At 61.3% G+C, this 19,022-nt stretch carries 18 protein-coding genes; 14 read left to right on the top strand and 4 right to left on the bottom strand.

All coding sequences use genetic code 11. The features are described 5' to 3' along the window. Positions 1-158: 158 nt before the first annotated feature. Positions 159-1,082: a LysR family transcriptional regulator gene (locus K5R88_RS09330; RefSeq protein WP_008033815.1), complete on the top strand. Its 924-nt coding sequence runs from the start codon at positions 159-161 to the stop codon at positions 1,080-1,082. A gap of 630 nt (positions 1,083-1,712) precedes the next feature. Continuing rightward, on the top strand, positions 1,713-3,059 hold the full coding sequence (locus tag K5R88_RS09325; protein WP_226299830.1) for a PQQ-dependent sugar dehydrogenase: 1,347 nt from the start codon (positions 1,713-1,715) through the stop codon (positions 3,057-3,059). Positions 3,060-3,109: 50 nt separating this feature from the next. On the opposite strand, the gene K5R88_RS09320 is transcribed toward K5R88_RS09325, so the two are convergent. Further along, the gene (locus K5R88_RS09320) at positions 3,110-3,619 is read right to left on the bottom strand and encodes an Lrp/AsnC family transcriptional regulator (protein ID WP_192228374.1); all 510 of its coding nucleotides are present in this window, start codon (positions 3,617-3,619) and stop codon (positions 3,110-3,112) included. A 200-nt stretch (positions 3,620-3,819) separates the two neighbouring features. Between K5R88_RS09320 and K5R88_RS09315 the strand changes: the two genes are divergently transcribed. From K5R88_RS09315 to K5R88_RS09270, 10 genes are all read left to right on the top strand, one after another. Further along, a complete protein-coding gene (locus K5R88_RS09315) occupies positions 3,820-4,836 on the top strand; it encodes a 1-aminocyclopropane-1-carboxylate deaminase (protein WP_008045265.1) in 1,017 nt (338 codons plus the stop codon). Positions 4,837-5,347: 511 nt separating this feature from the next. After that, on the top strand, positions 5,348-5,797 hold the full coding sequence (locus K5R88_RS09310; RefSeq protein WP_226299829.1) for a transketolase: 450 nt from the start codon (positions 5,348-5,350) through the stop codon (positions 5,795-5,797). Between the two features lie 52 nt (positions 5,798-5,849). Next, positions 5,850-6,269: a hypothetical protein gene (locus K5R88_RS09305; protein ID WP_223435164.1), complete on the top strand. Its 420-nt coding sequence runs from the start codon at positions 5,850-5,852 to the stop codon at positions 6,267-6,269. Continuing rightward, positions 6,266-8,965, top strand: coding sequence for an alpha-ketoglutarate dehydrogenase (gene mdeB, locus K5R88_RS09300; RefSeq protein WP_207284614.1), 2,700 nt, complete (start codon positions 6,266-6,268; stop codon positions 8,963-8,965). Before K5R88_RS09305 ends, mdeB begins: the two co-directional genes overlap by 4 nt. A 40-nt stretch (positions 8,966-9,005) precedes the next feature. Further along, a complete protein-coding gene (locus tag K5R88_RS09295; RefSeq protein WP_226299828.1) occupies positions 9,006-10,250 on the top strand; it encodes a dihydrolipoyllysine-residue acetyltransferase in 1,245 nt (414 codons plus the stop codon). A gap of 125 nt (positions 10,251-10,375) precedes the next feature. Continuing rightward, positions 10,376-10,576, top strand: coding sequence for a YbdD/YjiX family protein (locus K5R88_RS09290; protein WP_008033844.1), 201 nt, complete (start codon positions 10,376-10,378; stop codon positions 10,574-10,576). Positions 10,577-10,733: 157 nt separating this feature from the next. Further along, on the top strand, positions 10,734-11,240 hold the full coding sequence (locus tag K5R88_RS09285; protein ID WP_223480279.1) for a GNAT family N-acetyltransferase: 507 nt from the start codon (positions 10,734-10,736) through the stop codon (positions 11,238-11,240). Next, on the top strand, positions 11,231-11,635 hold the full coding sequence (locus K5R88_RS09280; protein ID WP_226299827.1) for an NUDIX hydrolase: 405 nt from the start codon (positions 11,231-11,233) through the stop codon (positions 11,633-11,635). Before K5R88_RS09285 ends, K5R88_RS09280 begins: the two co-directional genes overlap by 10 nt. A gap of 207 nt (positions 11,636-11,842) precedes the next feature. Then, entirely contained in the window at positions 11,843-13,063 is a 1,221-nt protein-coding gene (locus K5R88_RS09275) for a helix-turn-helix domain-containing protein (protein ID WP_226299826.1), read from the top strand. 35 nt (positions 13,064-13,098) lie between these two features. After that, positions 13,099-13,731 carry a Vgb family protein gene (locus K5R88_RS09270; protein ID WP_226299825.1) on the top strand — a complete coding sequence of 211 codons (633 nt, stop codon included), beginning with the start codon at positions 13,099-13,101 and terminating at the stop codon, positions 13,729-13,731. 30 nt (positions 13,732-13,761) lie between these two features. Here K5R88_RS09270 and K5R88_RS09265 read toward each other — a convergent pair whose 3' ends face one another. Both K5R88_RS09265 and K5R88_RS09260 read right to left on the bottom strand, forming a co-directional pair. Continuing rightward, entirely contained in the window at positions 13,762-14,622 is an 861-nt protein-coding gene (locus K5R88_RS09265; RefSeq protein WP_008036363.1) for a CAP domain-containing protein, read from the bottom strand. 318 nt (positions 14,623-14,940) lie between these two features. Further along, positions 14,941-15,843 carry a LysR substrate-binding domain-containing protein gene (locus tag K5R88_RS09260; RefSeq protein WP_008033861.1) on the bottom strand — a complete coding sequence of 301 codons (903 nt, stop codon included), beginning with the start codon at positions 15,841-15,843 and terminating at the stop codon, positions 14,941-14,943. Between the two features lie 107 nt (positions 15,844-15,950). Between K5R88_RS09260 and K5R88_RS09255 the strand changes: the two genes are divergently transcribed. Next, positions 15,951-17,348, top strand: a complete 1,398-nt coding sequence (locus K5R88_RS09255; RefSeq protein ID WP_226299824.1) for an MFS transporter — start codon at positions 15,951-15,953, stop codon at positions 17,346-17,348. After that, a complete protein-coding gene (locus K5R88_RS09250) occupies positions 17,345-18,619 on the top strand; it encodes a glucarate dehydratase family protein (protein ID WP_226299823.1) in 1,275 nt (424 codons plus the stop codon). Before K5R88_RS09255 ends, K5R88_RS09250 begins: the two co-directional genes overlap by 4 nt. On the opposite strand, the gene K5R88_RS09245 is transcribed toward K5R88_RS09250, so the two are convergent. Continuing rightward, complete coding sequence (locus K5R88_RS09245; protein WP_226299822.1) at positions 18,603-18,911, bottom strand: DUF7693 family protein; 309 nt, start codon at positions 18,909-18,911, stop codon at positions 18,603-18,605. The genes K5R88_RS09250 and K5R88_RS09245 overlap by 17 nt on opposite strands. Between the last annotated feature and the right edge of the window lie 111 nt (positions 18,912-19,022).

The following is a 19,022-nucleotide window of genomic DNA, read 5'->3' as shown; positions in this document are numbered from 1 at the left end:
ACAGGATTGTTATTGTTGCAACCGGTCTGGGGCAGGAGGGCTTTCGCGCTCTGGTCAAACCCATTGCGTTGCCTGGCTGTGGGGTGGACTATAGGGCCGTCTTGGCCAGCCTCGATACTGACAACTTTCGATACCTCTATAACTTTTAGTTAACCCTGATGACGCCCTCACTGAACTCGATCATGTCCCGCCTGCACGTCAAGCAGCTCCGTTTGCTGATCGCCCTGGATGAGCACGGCTCCTTGCTGGGCGCGGCCAAACAGGTCGCGCTGACCCAGCCCGGCGCGAGCAAGGCGCTGCAAGAAATTGAAACCACTTTCGGCACTGCGCTGTTCACTCGCACTAACCGCGGGCTTGAGCCGAACGATGCCGGGCGTTCGGTCATCCGGTACGCGCGGTTGATCCAGACTGACCTTGCGCACCTGCGCGAAGAGATCATCGGCATCATGAGCGGCGAGGGCGGACGTGTGTCGGTCGGCACCATCATGGGCGCCGTGCCGCTGCTGACCACGGCGATCAGCCGGGTGATCGCCGACAACCCGAAGCTGTCCATCGAGATTGTCGAAGACACCAGCGCCGCGCTGCTCAGCCAGCTCGATGCCGGGCGCCTGGACCTGGCGATCTGCCGTACCACCATCAGCACCACCCCCTACTTGTATGAGAGCTCGACCTTCGTCGAGGAAACCCTGGCGGTGATCGCCAGCACCCAGCATCCGTTCGCCTATGCCCGCCAGTTATCGTTGAAAGACCTGGTGGATTACCGCTGGGTCGTCTATCGCGCCAACATGCCGATGCGCCTGCTGCTGGAGCGGGAGTTTCATGAGGCCGACCTGCGTTTCCCGGTGCATTTGCTGGAAACCACCTCGGCCTTCGCCACTCTGTCGCTGCTCCAGGAAAACCCGACCCTCGTCGCACTGGTGTCGACCGACGTAGCGAAGTTCTGCTCCGGCTACGGCTTCACCACCACGCTGCCGCTGCCGATCACCTCACGCAGCGAACCCTATGAACTGGTGTCGCGCAAAGGCGTCCCGGACTCGCCGGCGGCCAGGCTGCTGCGCGAGGCACTGCTGAATCCCGCCTGACTGCCGGCGATGACGGCCTTGGAGTCGATGTAAACCTTACGGGCCCCATCGCCAGCAAGCCGGCTCCTACAGTGGATCGTGTTGTTCACCTTTTCGTGCCTGCCACTGAACCCTTGTAGGAGCCGGCTTGCTGGCGATGACGGCCTCGCAATCGATGCAAATCCTACGGGCCCCATCGCCGGCAAGCCGGCTCCTACAGTGGATCGCGTTGCTCACCTTTCCCGTGCCCACCACCAAACCCTTGTAGGAGCCGGCTTGCCGGCGATGGCGGTCTTGAAATCGATGCAAACCTTACGGGCCCCATCGCCGGCAAGCCGGCTCCTACAGTGGATTGTGGTGTTCACCTTTCCGGTGCCCGCCACCAAACCCTTGTAGGAGCCGGCTTGCCGGCGATGGCGGCCTTGAAATCGATGCAAATCCTACGGGCCTCATCGCCGGCAAGCCGGCTCCTACAGTGGGTTGCGTCTTTGTCAGGGATAGTGCCCGGCATTGGACGTCTGCATTCGTGCGATTCAGGCAAAATTGATTTGTGGCGGGCGCGGTGTTTGAAACGAATCGGCGCCGCGATACTCGACGGGATTTTGCCTATTCCTGAATTGGCCCACGGATGGCCATTGCGAGGTTCGAACCATGACTGTCTCCCGCCGACTGGCGCTCTTGATGACCGCTGCCGCGTTGCTCACCGCGTGTGGTGAATCTTCCAAACTGCCGCCGCAGGCCAGTGTCGGCCCGAGCCCGCAGTTGCCTGAGCCCACGACCACGCTGATCCCGACGTTGAAGGTGTCCAAGGCCATCGGCTGGGCCGGCAGCGACAAGCCGAAAGCGCCCGCCGGTTTCACGGTGACGGCCCTGGCCGAAAACCTCGACCACCCGCGCTGGATCTACAGATTGCCCAATGGCGATCTGTTGGTCGCCGAAAGCAATCACCCGCCAATGCCTGAAGGCGCCACTGACGGTGGCAGCGGTCCGCTGGCCTGGGCGCGGCGCACCGCGATGGGTTTTGTGATGGGCCGTGTCGGCGCCGATGCGCCCAGCGCCAATCGAATCACCTTGTTGCGCGATGCCGACGGTGACGGTCACGCAGAACTGCGCACGGTGTTCATGAGTGAACTGACGTCACCCTTCGGCATGGCGTTGGTGGGCAACGAGCTGTTCATCGCCAACGCCGACGCCCTGGTCAAGGTGCCTTACAGCGAGGGGCAAACCGAGATCACGGCGACGCCGGTGAAAGTCACCGATCTGCCTGCCGGTATCAACCATCACTGGACCAAGAACGTGCTCGCCAACCCTGAGGGCACCAAGCTGTACGTCACCGTGGGCTCCAACAGCAACGTTGGCGAAAACGGTCTGGAGGCCGAAGAAGGGCGGGCGGCGATCTGGGAAGTTGACGTTAAAAGCGCCGACAAGCGTCTGTTTGCCAGCGGCCTGCGTAACCCCAACGGCCTGGCCTGGAAACCCGGTTCGAGCCAGTTGTGGACCGTGGTCAATGAGCGCGATGAAATCGGCAGCGACCTGGTGCCGGATTACCTGACGTCGGTAAAAGACGGCGCGTTTTACGGCTGGCCATGGAGTTACTACGGCAACCACGTCGACACCCGGGTTGAGCCGCCGCGCCCGGACAAGGTGGCCCAGGCCATCGCCCCGGATTACGCGTTGGGCACCCACGTCGCACCGCTGGGCCTGGCGTTCTCAGACTCGCGCGGCATGCCCAGCGCTTTCGCCAATGGCGTGTTCATCGGCGAACACGGCTCGTGGAACCGCAATCCGCAGGCCGGCTACAAGGTGGTGTTCATCCCGTTCAGCGACGGCAAGCCTTCAGGTTTGCCGGTGGATTTCCTTACCGGTTTCCTCAATGCCGAAGGCGAGGCGCAAGGGCGTCCGGTGGGCGTAGCGCTTGATCAGAGCGGTGCGCTGCTGGTGGCGGACGATGTCGGTAACAAGGTGTGGCGCGTGGCGGTGGCCAAACCGGGTCAATAAAGCGGGATAGGGCCCGGTCACCGCGCAAGTTGCGCGGCTGACACGGGCTATCAAAGAGGTATCTGCGGCGTCGAGACCACTTGGCGCAAGCCCATGAACGAACGAATCTGCCGTACGCCGGGCAGGTACAGCAACTGTTCCGCGTGCAGGCGGTTGAAACTGTTGCTGTCCTTGGTTCGTATCAACATGAAGTAGTCGAATTCCCCCGTCACCACATGGCATTCCATGCAGCCGGAAACCTTTTGCGCCGCCGCTTCGAAGGCAGCGAAGGATTCCGGCGTCGAGCGGTCCAGCACCACGCCGATCAACACCACCATGCCCGCATCCAGCGCGTCATTGTCCAGCAACGCGACGATGCCCTTGATCAAACCCGCCTGCTTGAGGCGTTCAACGCGGCGCAAACACGCCGGCGCACTCAGTTTGACCTTCTCGGCAAGCGCCACATTGGAGATGGAAGCGTCGCGTTGCAGCGCCTTGAGAATGGCGCGGTCGGTGCGGTCCAGCGGGTGTGGCTCCGGGCTGGGTGTGCCGGTTTTCTTGTGGGTATTTGTTGCGTTCATATGGATTTCTACGCAATAAAAAGTTGTTGGAAGTTATATGTGGAGATTTATGTTTCTTTAATGCATTGAAACTTGCAACACATATTTTTGGCTTTGTTCTTAATATTGAACTCATCGAAGCCCCTCTGAAAGAACCTGGAATGCAGCCTGTTTGCCTTTCGGTCTGGCGCTTGGATATCCAATAATCAAGGAGCAGAGTCATGAACCTGAATCGTTTCAAACGCTATCCGTTGACCTTCGGTCCTTCGCCCATCACCCCCTTGAAACGCCTCAGCGAACACCTGGGCGGCAAGGTCGAGCTGTATGCCAAGCGTGAAGACTGCAACAGTGGCCTGGCCTTCGGCGGCAACAAGACGCGCAAGCTCGAATACCTGATTCCCGAGGCCATCGAGCAGGGCTGCGACACCCTCGTGTCCATCGGCGGGATCCAGTCGAACCAGACCCGCCAGGTCGCTGCCGTTGCCGCACACCTGGGCATGAAGTGCGTGCTGGTCCAGGAAAACTGGGTGAACTACTCCGATGCCGTGTATGACCGCGTTGGCAACATCGAGATGTCTCGCATCATGGGCGCAGATGTACGACTGGACGCCGCCGGGTTCGACATCGGCATCCGGCCCAGCTGGGAGAAGGCGATGAACGATGTGGTGGAACGCGGCGGCAAACCGTTTCCGATCCCGGCGGGTTGTTCCGAGCATCCGTATGGCGGTCTCGGCTTCGTCGGTTTCGCCGAGGAAGTCCGCCAGCAGGAAAAAGAGCTCGGCTTCAAGTTCGATTACATCGTGGTCTGCTCGGTGACCGGCAGCACCCAGGCGGGCATGGTGGTCGGGTTTGCCGCCGACGGCCGTTCGAAGAATGTCATCGGTATCGACGCTTCGGCCAAACCGGAAAAAACCAAGGCACAGATCCTGCGTATCGCCCGGCACACCGCTGAATTGGTGGAGCTGGGGCGCGAAATCACCGAAGAAGATGTGGTGCTCGACACACGGTTCGCCTATCCGGAATACGGTTTGCCCAACGACGGCACGCTGGAAGCCATCCGCTTGTGCGGCAGACTTGAAGGCGTGCTGACCGACCCGGTGTACGAAGGGAAATCCATGCACGGGATGATCGAAATGGTTCGCCGTGGCGAGTTCCCTGAAGGCTCGAAAGTGCTTTACGCACACTTGGGCGGGGTGCCTGCGCTGAATGCCTACAGCTTCCTGTTCCGAAACGGCTGATCACAAACCTGTAGGAGCCGGCTTGCCGGCGATGGCGGCCTCGAAATCGATGCAAAACTCACGGACCTCATCGCCGGCAAGCCGGCTCCTACAGTGGATTGTGTTGTTCACATTTTCGTGTCAGTCACCGAACCCTTGTAGGAGCCGGCTTGCCGGCGATGGCGGCCTTGAAATCGATGCAAAACCAACGGGCCTCATCGCCAGCAAGCCGGCTCCTACGGTGGATTGTGTTGTTCACATTTACGTGTCTGTCACCGAACCCTTGTAGGAGCCGGCTTGCCGGCGATGGCGGCCTTGAAATCGATGCAAAACCAACGGGCCTCATCGCCGGCAAGCCGGCTCCTACAGTGGATTGTGTTGTTCACATTTTCGTGTCTGTCACCGAACCCTTGTAGGAGCCGGCTTGCTGGCGATGGCGGCCTTGAGATCGATGCAAAACCCACGGGCCCCATCGCCGGCAAACCGGCTCCTACAGGAAAGGGGACAACGTTCAATCGCCGGGAGTAGCGCCATGCATGCGATATCGCAATCCGCCGTCTGGATCAAGGAACCCTCGGCGGATGCCGGGGTGGTCATCGTGACCAGTGCCGCGTTGCCCAAATACATGATCGACCAGCTGCACGTGGCCATCGACGACTGGGATCAGGTGGCTTACCTGGCCGTCAAGCAATGCAGGGCATTGATGCTCGACTGGTTGCGGGTCGGGTCCAGCCCCGAGCAAGCGTGTGATGCCCGCCAATTGCTGCGCGGCGTGTGCAAAAGCAGTTTTTTACTGGACGTCGAAGTCGGCACGGTGCCGGGCCTGACCTGGCTGGGATCCGTCTGCGGTCACTCGCTGCGCGTCGTCGACCTGGGAACCGTCGCCTCAACCCACGCAGCGATGGATCAACAGGTGGAAGCCGTTTTGTTGGCGACCCGGAGTCTGGCGAAAAGCGTGCTGCAGGAGCGCTACGTCATTTAGCAGATGTCTTCGCCCGCTCAATCAAACACACCCAATAAGAAAGGCAACGCCTATGAGCCGATCTGCCGACCGTCGTAATAACGCCAGGAAATGGATGCGCGAGCCCTCAAGTGGCACGCGCATTGTGGTGATCACTGCTGGACTGGGCAGTGAACATCTAGAGTTGATTCACCACAGTTTCAGTTGCTTTGAAAACATTGCACTGATGCAGGTCGATGTCGCGCCGATGAGCGCAGGAATGTTTGAAGCGCACACATCCACCTGTGATTACTGCCTTGTCGTGGCTGGCGAGCTGGATAAGCGCTTTTTACGCGATTTGCCCAAGCGCAGAATCAATATTTACCCGATAGCCCGGGATGCCCGGACCGAGCGCTCCGTCATCGAAGCGGTCGAGCAGGTCAAAAGCCTGGCCCGAGCAAACCCTACACCGCGCATTGATAACGAATCAGCCTTTTGCAGGAGATGCCCATGAACCCGTCCGATCTTCATGCCCAGTTACCCGGCCAGACCACGGAAGATGCCGAGGAAATCGCTGAATGGCGCGATGCCTTGCTATCGGTCATCGCCCACGGCGGCGCCGGGCAGGCCCGGCAGATCATGGACATGCTGGTGACGCTGGCCAGCACCTGCGAGATGAATTGGCGGCCCCGTCACGGCACACCCTACATCAACACCATCAGCGTTGAGCAGCAGCCCGTGTTCCCGGGGGATCTGGCGCTCGAAGAACGCCTGGCCTCGATCATGCGCTGGAACGCGTTGGTCATGGTGGCGAGAGCCAACCAGGCCTACGGGGAACTCGGCGGCCACATCGCCAGTTACGCGAGTGCCGCCGATTTGTTTGAGGTGGGCTTCAACCACTTCTTCAGGGCGCGCACAGAAACCAGCGGCGGCGATCTGGTGTTCTACCAGCCGCACTCGGCGCCGGGGGTCTATGCACGGGCTTTTCTGGAAGGTCGCCTCGAAGAGAAGGACTTGCAGCATTACCGGCAAGAGATCGGCGCGCGCGCCAATGGTGCCCGGGGTTTGTCGAGTTATCCGCATCCGTGGTTGATGCCGGACTTCTGGCAGTTCCCGACCGGCTCGATGGGCATCGGTCCGATCAGCTCGATCTACCAGGCGCGTTTCATGCGTTACCTGGAACACCGTGGCCTGCAAGACACCGCCGGGCGCACCGTTTGGGGGGTGTTCGGCGACGGTGAAATGGATGAGCCGGAAAGCATGTCGGCCCTGACGCTGGCGGCACGCGAAGGGCTGGATAATCTGGTGTGGGTGGTCAACTGCAATCTTCAGCGTCTGGACGGTCCGGTGCGGGGCAACGGTCGCATCATCGACGAGCTGGAGGCGCTGTTCGGTGGGGCCGGCTGGAACGTCATCAAACTGGTCTGGGGCTCTGACTGGGACGGACTGTTTGCCCGGGATCACGACGGTGCGCTGGTCAAGGCCCTGTCCGCCACGGTCGATGGTCAGTTCCAGACGTTCGCCGCCAAGGACGGGCGTTTCAACCGCGATCAGTTTTTTGGCCAGAACGAAGCCCTGGCACATCTGGCCCAGGGCCTGACCGATGAACAGATCGACCGCCTCAAACGCGGTGGCCACGACGTGGTGAAGATTTTTGCCGCCTACCAAAGCGCGATGCGCGAGGGCAGAAAACCCACGGTGATTCTCGCGCAGACCAAGAAAGGCTTCGGCATGGGCGATGCCGGGCAGGGCAAGATGACCGTGCACCAGCAGAAGAAACTCGACAAGGACGCGTTGATCGCCTTCCGCAACCGTTTCAATTTGCCGTTGACCGATGAACAGGCGACCTCGCTGAGCTTCTTCAAACCCGACGACGACAGCGCCGAAATGCGCTACCTGCATGAGCGTCGCCGGGCATTGGGCGGCTATATGCCGTCGCGGCCCACCACGTCGACGTCCTTGGCCGTGCCCGACGTCAACAGTTACGCCGGGTTCGCCATTGCCGCCGAAGGCAAGGAAATGTCCACCACCATGGCCTTCGTGCGGATGCTCAGCGGTTTGCTCCGGGATAAACAACTGGGGCCGCGCATCGTACCGATCGTGGCCGATGAAGCGCGCACGTTCGGCATGGCCAGCCTGTTCAAGCAGATCGGAATTTATTCCAGCGTGGGCCAGCGTTATGAGCCGGAGGACATTGGTTCGATCCTGAGCTATCGCGAAGCCCTCGACGGGCAGATTCTCGAAGAGGGCATCAGCGAGGCCGGGGCGATCAGTTCCTGGGTAGCCGCCGCGACCAGCTATTCGGTGCATGGCCTGCCGATGTTGCCGTTCTACATCTACTACTCGATGTTCGGCTTCCAGCGCATCGGCGATTTGATTTGGGCGGCGGCGGACCAGCGGGCCCGCGGGTTTCTGCTCGGCGCCACGGCGGGGCGCACGACGCTGGGTGGCGAAGGTTTGCAGCACCAGGACGGCAACAGTCACCTGATGGCGGCGATGGTGCCCAACTGCCGGGCCTACGATCCGGCGTTCGCCGGCGAGTTTGCGGTGATCCTCGATCACGGCATGCGCCAGATGCTGGAACGTCAGGTCGACGAGTTCTACTACGTCACGCTGATGAACGAAAACTACCCGCAGCCCAACCTGCCCGAGGGCGTCGAACAGGCAATTATCAAAGGCATGTACCTGTTCGCCCGGCATGAAGTCGAGGACGCACGCGGCAGCGTTCAGTTGTTGGGTTCCGGCGCGATCCTGCTTGAAGTGATCGCGGCAGCCGAGTTGCTGGCCAGCGACTGGAACATCGACAGCGAGGTCTGGAGCGTCACCAGCTTCACCGAACTGGCCCGCGAGGCCCGTGAGGTGGAGCGCTGGAATCGCCTGCATCCGGGACAACCGGCGCGGCGCAGCCACGTTCAGGAATCGCTCAACGACAAGGCACCGATCATTGCCAGCACCGATTATGTGCGCGCCTTGCCCCAACTGATCGCCAGCTACGCGCCGGCGCGTTACACGGTGCTCGGCACCGACGGTTTTGGCCGCAGTGATACCCGCAGCCGGTTGCGCGCGTTTTTCGAAGTGGACCGCCATCAGATCGTCTTGAGCGCCCTGACGTCACTGGTTCAGGACGGGCGCCTCGATGCCGGCGTGTGTGCCGAAGCGATTGCGCGCTACGGGATTGATGTTGACGCCATCGCGCCTTGGGACGCTTGAAGCCGGGCTTCAGGTCGAGTCGAATTTTCAGGAAATGGTCATGAAGAATGTGCATGAAGTGCGAATGCCCGACATCGGCGATGCCAAGGATGTCGGTGTCATCGAAATACCGGTCAAGGCGGGCGATGCGGTGGTCGAAGGGCAGACCCTGATCATTGTCGAGACGGACAAAGCGTCCATGGAAATTCCATCGCCGCACACGGGCGTGTTGCAATCGTTGGTGGTCAGTCTGGATGACAAAGTCAGCGAGGGATCGCCGATTGCCTTTATCGAGAGTGAAGGGCTATCGGCGGCGCCGGCGCCGCGCATCGAGCCGGTTGCAACGGTCATAGAACCTCAGCCGATTGCCTCGCCAGGGTTGCTCATCGAAGCGGTTGATCCGCCAACGGACTTGCCGCTGGCATCGCCGTCGGTTCGCAAGTTTTCTCGAGAATTGGGTGTTTCGCTCAAGGCCATTCAGGGCACGGGCCTGCGTCGCCGCATCACCAAGGACGACGTGTTGGCCCATGTGAAAGGCGCACTGACGGTAACTGAAACCCGTGCCCAGCCGTTGGGCGGATTGCTGCCCTGGCCGGTGGTGGATTTTGCCAAGTACGGGCCGGTGGAAACCCGGCCACTGTCGCGCATCCGTAAAATCAGCGGGGCCAATCTGCATCGCAATTGGCTGATGATTCCCCACGTGACCAATCACGACGACGCGGATATCACGCAACTCGAACAGTTTCGCGTGCAGGTGAACAAGGAAAAGGCCGGCAGCGGGGTCAAGTTGACGTTGCTGGCGTTGTTGATGAAAGCCTGTGCGGGCGCGTTGAAAAAATTCCCGGAGTTCAATGCCAGTCTCAACGGCGACGAATTGGTGTTGAAGGGTTATTGCCACATCGGTTTTGCCGCCGATACACCCGAAGGGTTGGTCGTCCCCGTCATCAAGGACGTCGATCAGAAAGGGGTGCTGGCGATTGCCCGGGAAATGTCGGCGCTGGCTGAAAAGGCGCGGGCGGGCAAGTTGAGCGCTGCCGAGATGAGTGGCGGCTGCTTTTCAATCTCGTCGTTGGGCGGCATTGGCGGGACGTATTTCACGCCGATCATCAATGCGCCGGAAGTCGCGATTCTCGGGGTGGGCAAAAGCACGGAGCGACTTGCGCTGGAGGGCGGGCAGGTTGTGACGCGCAACATGCTGCCGTTGAGCCTGAGTTGGGATCATCGCGTGATCGATGGCGCGGCGGCGGGGCGTTTCAACGCCTATCTGAGCAGTGTGCTGGCGGATTACCGCAGGCTGGTTCTGTGAACGGGGGGAAGGTTTGTCGGGTTCGTTCAGCCACTTGAACATACAAATTCCCCGGTCGCGGACACAATGCAGATACATGAGTGCGGTTTGATGAGGTCGTCCAACACCACAAAGAGGCTTTTGCCATGTTCCGCAAACTGCAGCTTGCCGCCAGGTTCCTCAGCCAGAGCACGCGCCTGATGGTGGGCGTTCCGGATTACGACAACTACGTCGCGCAGATGAAGCTGAATCATCCGGACCAGCCGGTCATGAGTTATTCAGCATTCTTTCGCGAACGTCAGGAAGCACGCTACGGCAAACGCAGCTGCACGACGCGGTGCTGCTGAACGCCGATTGAGCGGCGGCTGCCGAAAAGCCTCGTCCACGCTGAGAGGACGGGGCTTTTTTACGTTTCAGGGTCGGCAAACTGTCCGCATGCAGCCACTTCAAACCGGAGCCTGCAATCAGTAATCTGTCACCCCGATATTTGGATGGAGCCAAATCATGCCACTCACCCACCGCCCCGTACGCGCTGAAGATGTTCTGGCGATCTGCAACTTCCCGAAAACCCCTGAAGAACTGTTTTTCATGTTTCCGAAGGCGCAGTACCCGCTGACGGACGACCAGCTACTGGCATCGATTGCCCAACGTTCTGACTCAACGGTGGTTGAAGAGAACGGTTCCGTGATTGGTTTTGCGAACTTTTACAAGTTCGAGCGTGAGGGCGTGTGCACGATAGGCAACGTGATCGTGTCCCCCAAGGCCCGGGGGAAAGGCGTGGCAAAATTTCTGGTGGAAACGATGGTGGGGCTGGCGATTGATCGTCACCAGGCCAATGAAGTGCAGATTTCGTGTTTCAACGAAAACACCGCGGGGCTGTTGCTGTATCCGCAACTCGGTTTTGTACCGTTTGAGATCCAGGAGCGGTTATCGCCGGATGGTCGTCGGGTCGCGCTTTTAAATATGAGATTGCTCACCCAGGCGCGCCCCGCGGGCATCCCATGCGCGTAGACAAGGCTTGCCCCGTGGTTATACGCAACATCGAGCGGCTGGAAATTTTAGCGTTCCGGCATCCGCTGGCAGGTCTGCAACTGGTCAAGGGAAGCGTGGAGCCGGGAGAGTTGACGGGCACCGCGGCTGTCCGGGAGTTGTTCGAAGAGGCGGGTATCAGGGGCGAAGTAATACGGGACCTGGGCACCTGGAATTCGACGATCACAGGACACACGTGGGCGTTTCACGAGTGTCGCGTGGAGCAGAACCTTCCAGATGCCTGGCGTCATTTTACAGCGGACGATGGAGGTCATGAATTCGCGTTTTTTTGGCATCCATTGGCGAGCAAGCCCAGTGACGAATGGCATCAGGTTTTCAAGGACGCTCTGGGGTTCTTGAGTCGGCGTCTTTGTTGAAAACAGGGCGCTTGTAGGGGCCTCATCGCGAGCAGGCTCGCTCCCACAGGAATTGCTGGGCTTGCACAAAAAATGTAGGAGCGAGACCGGCTTGCCGGCGATGAGGCCCTTACAAACGCAAACAATCGCGCCCCGTGCTCAGCTGCCGCGTGACTAGACTAACCAGGGTTATCGAACGGCAGGGGCGACAACCGTGGCGCTACTCTTATGGACTCATTGATCACAGCTGCAGCGCGGGCACTCGCGGCGGGTGATCCGCTCGGTGCGCTTGACCGGGTGGCGTTGCGTGACGATGCGCCCGCGCTCGCGTTGCGCGGCATCGCCATGGCGCAGCTCGGCGATCTGGTTCGGGCGAAAGCGCTGGTGAAAAGCGCCGCGCGTGCATTCGGGCCGAAAGAGCCGTTGGCACGGGCGCGCTGCGTGGTGGCCGAGGCCGAAATTGCGCTGGCTTCGCGTGACCTGGGCTGGCCAGTGAAGGCGCTCGAAACGGCACGCCTGACGCTTGAGGCCCACGGTGATCGAGTGAACGCCGCTCACGCGCGGTACTTGCAGATTCGGCGATGGGTGCTGATCGGTCGGCTCGACGAGGCGGACGTTCTGTTGGCCGCGCTGGATCCCGCACCGTTGCCGCCGGTGCTGCGCGCCGCCCATGAATTGGTGGTGGCGGGGATTGCCATCCGCCGCCTGCAATCGCAAACAGCCCGGCTTGCCCTGGCGAGGGCCGAACATGTCGCACGCGAGGCGGGTGTCCCGGCGCTTATCGGCGAAGTCGAAAACGCCGTTAACGTCCTGAATTCCCCGGCGGCGCGCCTGATCGCCCATGGCGAAGAGCGGCCGTTGTGGCTGGATGAAGTTGAAGCCGTGCTCGGCTCGACCGCGTTGGTGGTGGACGCCTGCCGTTATGCCGTGCGTGGCGTTGGTATGTCGGTTTCCCTCGCCAGGCGCCCGGTGTTGTTCACCCTCGCTCGGGCGTTGGCCGAAGCGTGGCCGGCGGACGTATCGAGGGAAACCCTGATCCGCCGGGCGTTCCGCCTGAAGCTGTCGGACGAGTCCCATCGAGCGCGCTTGCGTGTCGAAGTCGGGCGCTTGCGTGCGGCGCTGAAACCCTTGGCGGGCGTCATCGCCACTCAACGCGGGTTTGCGCTGGTGGCGCTGGTTTCATCTGACGTAGTGGTGTTGGCGCAACCGGTCGAAGAACGACACGCGGCGCTGTTTGCCTTGCTCGCCGACGGCGAATCCTGGTCGAGTTCGGCGTTGGCGTTGGCGCTCGACACCAGCCAGCGCACGGTGCAGCGCACACTCGACGTGCTGGCGGCGGCCGGCAAAGTGCAGCCATTCGGACGTGGCCGGGCGCGGCGCTGGATGACCCCGCCGGTACCGGGTTTCGCGACGACCTTGTTACTCCCGGCGCCACTGCCGAGTGACTAGGATGAACGCCACGACCCCCTGAAGAGGTAACCGAGATGAAACACTCAACCGCAGAAATCCTCCGTGAATATGGCCCGTTCGCCGGTGTCGACAGCGTGCATGGCGTGACCTGGGACGGTGAGCGCGTCTGGTTTGCCAGTGGCGAAAAACTCATCGCCCTCGACCCGGCCAGCGGCAAGACCCTGCGTTCAATCGACGTCAGCGCCGATGCAGGCACGGCCTTCGACGGCCAGCACCTGTTCCAGATCGCCGCCGACCGCATCCAGAAAATCGACCCACAGACCGGCAAAGTGCTCAACACCATCCCGGCACCGGGTGGCGGCAACGACTCCGGGCTGACCTGGGCTGAGGGGACGCTGTGGGTCGGCCGCTATCGCGACCGGAAGATCCACCAGATCGACCCCGAGACCGGCGCGATTTTGCGCACGATCGAGTCCAACCGCTTCGTTACCGGCGTGACCTGGGTTGACGGGCAACTGTGGCATGGAACGTGGGAAGGGGATGAAAGCGAGCTGCGCCGCGTGGATGCCAAAACCGGGGAAGTGCTGCACAGCATCAAGATGCCGACCGGAGTCGGCGTGTCGGGACTTGAGTCCGATGGCGGCGATCAGTTCTTCTGCGGCGGCGGTGGCAGCGGGAAGGTGAGGGCGGTGCGGCGGCCAGCGTGACGCATCACGCTGGCCGTGGTGTGACCGGCCTCAAGGCGCTCCAAACAACATCGTCCAGTAAACCCCTTGGTCACTGCGCGCGTCCGTCGCGTAGGCGGCGCCCACTTGGGTGAACAGCGGGCTCATCAGGTTGGCGCAATGTCCGGGGCTGGCGAGCCAGCCTGCCATTGCCTTGCTCGGTGAGCCTTGGCCCGCGGCGATGTTTTCGCCGATCTGGCGGCCACGGAATCCGGCAGCCCGCGCCCGGTCGGCAGGCATGTCGCCGTCGGGATCGCGGTGTGCGAAGTAATTTCCATAGGCCATTGCCTTGCTGTGGCCCTGCGCCGCTGCCCCGAGGCTGGCATTCCAGGCCAGTGGCCGGGCGGCGGCAAAGCGCTGGCGCCCACAGAGACGCGGTTTTGCCCGCGCGGCGTTGACCTGGGCGAGCAACGCCTTGCTGACGGCTCGCGCGTCGTTCATTTGACTGTCCAGCACCGGCCGCGCCAGCACCACTTGCCATTCGCTGCGGCTGCGGCTGACGCCGATATCGGCGTATTGGCTATCCAGCAATGCCGAGCAGTAATCGCTCTGCAGCAGGTCGAAGGCCTCTTCGGCATCTTGCGCGCCGACCACGCGCAGGCTACGCACGGTCACTGCCTGATAACCGGATGCTTTCAACCGGTCCCGCAAGCCGCCGCCGTAGCCGACCGGCAAGGCCAGATTCGATTTCAGCGCCAGCGGTGCCAAGCGTTGGGCGGGACGCCGCTCGCAGCGCTGTGGGTGGGCGCGGTAATCGTTGATGGCTTCCACCAGTTGCCGTTCCGCGCCGGCGTGGGCGGGGCGGGTGGTAATAGAAAGCAAGGTAAACAGGCACAGCGAAGTCAAGCGCAAGGCGTGGGCGGTTTGGCGCATGGAGGGACAGCTCTGAAGAGATGGCAGCGGTTAGGGGAGGAATTGGCGCCGCTGTAAGACTGGGGAGTTGAAACAAGGTTCACGGGGCAGGAGCGCATATTTACCGCCGACTTCGTGTGTCCGACGGACGTACCTTCACCGCTACATCTTCAGGTGCAAGGATTGCCGGCGATGGCGATTTTACGGACGCCTTCGCGGGCAAGCCTTGCTCCTACAGGGTTGGTGTCGTTCACAAAATTGTGTTTCAACTCAAACCCGTAGGAGCGAGGCTTGCCCGCGAAGACGGCAGCACAAACACCGACGAAATCAGCTCAGCCCTCACAACCCCCAGCCTTCACGAACAGCCGTGCGAATCCCTTCCAGCAACATCGCAAACGCCGGGTTGTCATTGTTCTCGCGCCAGATCAGATGCAACTCGCTCTGCACACCTTCCCCCAGGTCGATATCGCGAAACACCACGTTCTTGAACACCACGCTGCTGGCACACCGTGGCACCAGCGCCAGGCCCATGCCGGCGTTGACCAGCGCCAGAATGGTCAGCGACGAACCCAGCCACTGCACGTATTCCGGGGCGACGCGGGCCGAGCGCAGCATGCCGGTCAGCAGTTCGTTGAACGGTGGGTAGGCGGCGTGGGAGTACATTAGAAACGGTTGCGCATCGAGGTCTTTGACCGACACGGTTTCGGCGCTGGCCAATCGATGATGGCTGGGCACGGCCAGGACAAACGGCTCGCGCACCAGGCACTCGGTGGCATATCCCGGTTCCAGCAACGGCGCGCGGACGATCCCCAGGTCGATACGGCGGGCGCGCAGGGCTTCGTGCTGCTGGTAGGTATTCATCTCCGACAGGTCGATTTTCACGTGCGGTTGCTTGAGGCGGGCTTCGGCGATGACCTTGGGCAGGAATTCATACACCGCACTGCCGACAAAACTGATGTTGACCGTGCCGATATCGCCCTCGGCAAAACGCCGGGCGGTGGCAGCGGCTTGCTGCGCGCGTTCAAGCAGGTTCTGCGCTTCGATGAAGAAGGCGCGGCCAGCGGCGGTCAGGGCGACGCTGCGGGTGGTGCGGGTGAACAGCTCGACGCCCAGGTGATGTTCCAGCAGCTGAATCTGTCGGCTGAGCGGCGGCTGGGTCATGTTCAACCGTTCGGCGGCGCGCCGGAAGTTCAGTTCGGTGGCCACCGTGGTGAAGCAGCGCAGTTGGGTCAGTTCGAACATTGATCTAATCCAGGTATCAATCGAATGCCAAGTTAGATTAGACGGGATCAATGTCGGCGTCCATGATCGGCGCGTCCCTAAAAAAACAATGAACGGGAGTCGCCCCCTTGAATACCCTCCAGAGTCCGCCCGATCCAACTGTGCTCGCCCGCGCAGCGGCCAAGGTGAAGCGCCATGTGCTGCCGCTGTTCGTGGTGATGTTCATCGTCAATTACATCGACCGGGTCAACATCGGCTTCGTGCGCAGTCACATGGAAACCGATCTCGGCATTGGCGCCGCGGCCTATGGCCTCGGTGCCGGGCTGTTCTTCATCGGTTACGCAATCTTCGAAGTCCCCTCCAACCTGCTGCTGCAACGCTACGGCGCCCGCGCCTGGTTGACGCGCATCATGTTCACCTGGGGCGCAGCGGCCATGGCCATGGCGTTCGTGCGCGGCGAAACCAGTTTCTATGTGCTGCGCTTCATCCTCGGTGCGGCCGAAGCCGGGTTCTTCCCCGGCATCATTTATTACTTCACCCAATGGTTGCCGTCGACCGAACGCGGCAAGGCCATGGCGATCTTCCTCAGCGGCTCGGCCATTGCCTCGGTGATTTCCGGGCCGGTGTCCGGTGCGCTGTTGCACGTCAGCGGTTTCAGCCTGCACGGCTGGCAGTGGATGTTCCTGATCGAAGGCTTCGCCTCGATCGTGCTCTGCGGGTTTGTCTGGTTCTGGTTGCAGTCCCATCCACGCCAGGCGAATTGGCTGAGCGAGGAAGAAAAGGACGCACTGGTGGGCGCCATCGCCCTCGAACAGCAGGCCCGCGAAGCCACGCAGACGGTCAAGCCGTCGATGTTCAAATTGCTCGCCGACAAGCAGATCGCACTGTTCTGTTTCATCTACTTTTCCATTGCCCTGACGATCTACGGCGCGACGTTCTGGCTGCCGAGCATGATCAAGAAAATGGGCAACCTCGGCGACTTCCAGGTCGGCCTGTTCAACTCGATTCCGTGGATCATTTCCATCGTCGCGATGTATGGCTTCGCCGCCATGGCCAGCAAATGGAAATACCAGCAGGCCTGGGTCGCCTTGACCCTGGTGATCGCCGCATTCGGCATGTTCATGTCCACCACTGGCGGGCCGGTCTTTGCCTTCGTCGCCATCTGTTTTGCCGCGATTGGTTTCAAGGCCGCCTCGGCGTTGTTCTGGCCTATTCCGCAAGGCTATCTGGATGCGCGCATCGCTGCGGCGGTGATCGCTTTGATCAATTCTATCGGCAACCTCGGCGGCTTCGTCGCCCCGACAGCGTTCGGTTTCCTCGAACAAAAAACCGGCTCCATCGAGGGCGGTCTCTACGGGCTGGCGGCCACCTCGCTGGTGGCGGCGGTGGTGATCTTCTTTGCCCGCACCGCCCCGCGTGGTGATCCCATTCGCGTGTTGAGCGGCCAACCTAGCGACATCGCAGCGTCAGAGAAATCAGTCAGTCATCAAGCCTTGAGCTCAGGTCCAAAGGGAGCAGCCTCTTGAAAATCAAACGAGTCACCGTCACCCCCATCGCTTTCCGTGATCCGCCGCTGCTCAACGCCAGCGGGATTCACGAGCCGTTCGCGCTGCGTTCGATCATCGAGATTGAGAGCGACAATGGCTACATCGGTCTCGGTGAAAGTTACGGCGATGCGCCGGCGCTGTTGATCCAGCAGCAACTGCAATCGCAATTGATCGGTCTCGATCCGTTCGACCTCAATCAACTGCGGCGCATCGTCCAGGCCACCGTGGCGGCGCACAAACCGGCGAGCATTGCCGGTGCGGAATTGGCACCGGGCTCCCATGCCAGCAAAGCAGTGAGCAATGCGTATTCGGCATTCGAAGTGGCGTTCCTGGATTTGCAGGCGCATTCGTTGAACGTGCCGTTGGTGGACTTGCTGGGCGGGGCGATTCGCGACGAGATTCCGTTCAGCGCCTACCTGTTTTTCAAGTACGCGCAGCATGTCGATTCGCCGTACAAACCGGACAGTTGGGGCGAGGCGCTGAACGAAGAGCAGATCGTTGCCCAGGCACGGCGGATGATCGAGGCCTACGGTTTCAAGAGCATCAAACTCAAGGCCGGCACGCTGCCGCCGGAGCACGAAGTGTCGTGCATCAAGGCGCTGAAAAAGGCCTTCCCCGGTTACCCGCTGCGCATTGACCCGAATGGCAACTGGTCATTGGAAACATCGATTCGCATGGCTGAGTTGCTGGGCGATGACCTGCAATATTACGAAGACCCGACGCCGGGCCTCGACGGCATGGCCGAGCTGCACAAACGCACCGGGCTGCCGCTGGCGACCAACATGGTGGTCACCGACTTCGACGAGTTCCGGCGTAGCGTGGCGTTGAACAGCGTGCAGATTGTCCTCGCCGATCACCATTACTGGGGCGGGCTGCGCGACACGCAGGCGCTGGCGAAAATGTGCGACACCTTTGGTCTTGGCGTGTCGATGCACTCCAACTCGCACCTGGGCATCAGCCTGATGGCGATGGCGCATGTTGCGGCCGCGGTGCCCAATCTGGATTACGCCTGCGACACGCATTACCCGTGGCAGGAGCCGGATGAAGAAGTGATCAAGGGCGGCAAGCTGCCGATCGTCGATGGCTGCGTGAAAATCACGCGCGCGCCGGGGTTGGGTCTGGAACTGGATCACGATCAACTGGGCAAGCTGCATGACCAATACCTGACCTGTGGCATCCGCCAGCGCGATGACGTGAAGCAGATGCAGCGTTACAAGCCGGACTGGAAAGCGGTCAAACCGCGTTTTTGAACTCGGTCAGCAGGCGTTCTATCTGCGCCAGTTCCCAGGTGCTGAGCAGACTGACCGGGTCGGTGCCGTAACGTTGCCAATTGTCGAACAGGCCCTCGCGGCCGTCCGGGCTCAGGCAGCGTTGGCAGCGGCGCAAGTGGTTGTCGTCGACGTCGAGGGTCAGTTGCCAACCCTCGATGTCGACTTGCACCAGGCCGGATGCGGAAGGTTCGCCTATCAGCCGCAGGGGACGAACCTCCAGGGCGGCGTCGCGCAATAGCTGGTAAATCTCGCGGGTGGTCAACGGTGGCACGGGTGTCTCCGGTGGGCTCAAGTAAAAAATCGACAACGACACCCATCCTGTAGGAGCCGGCTTGCTGGCGATAGCGGAGGGTCAGCAAAAAACAGGTTGGCTGACCCACCG

It is taken from the genome of Pseudomonas sp. MM213 (genome assembly GCF_020423045.1).
In the GTDB taxonomy this organism is placed as follows: domain Bacteria; phylum Pseudomonadota; class Gammaproteobacteria; order Pseudomonadales; family Pseudomonadaceae; genus Aquipseudomonas; species Aquipseudomonas migulae.
Note: the sequence above shows the minus strand (reverse complement) of the source record. Positions and strands in the feature narration are given on the sequence as shown.